This is a genomic window from Undibacterium hunanense (assembly GCF_014284335.1).
GTDB lineage: Bacteria > Pseudomonadota > Gammaproteobacteria > Burkholderiales > Burkholderiaceae_D > Undibacterium > Undibacterium hunanense.
In genome coordinates this window covers 1-265 of sequence record NZ_JACOGF010000080.1, presented here as the reverse complement: position 1 = coordinate 265, position 265 = coordinate 1, and the positions used below count along the sequence as shown (strand labels likewise).

The 265-nt window shown below is 53.2% G+C and carries 1 protein-coding gene; it reads left to right on the top strand.

Translation table 11 applies throughout. The features are described from left to right. A partial coding sequence (locus H8L32_RS27400) for a hypothetical protein (RefSeq protein ID WP_186951024.1) occupies nucleotides 1-265 on the top strand: 265 nt, incomplete at both ends.

Here is a 265-nt window from a genome sequence, read left to right as displayed (position 1 = left end):
CTGTTGATACCACCAAAGAAATCACCGCCTACGCAGGTGTAGATGCCAACGCCACAGCCAAAGTATGGCTGAGCAAAGTTGTTGATGCCGCCACACTGGCCACAGCACAAACAACCGTTGATGCAACCATTGCAGGTATCGTCTCCAATAGCCCAGGCTCCCAAATCGTCCTGACCAACGGTACAGACATTGTTTCCGGCGAAACATTCACCGCCCCACAAGTCTACACACCAGGCGGCAATGCCCGTATCAACAGCCTGCAAGA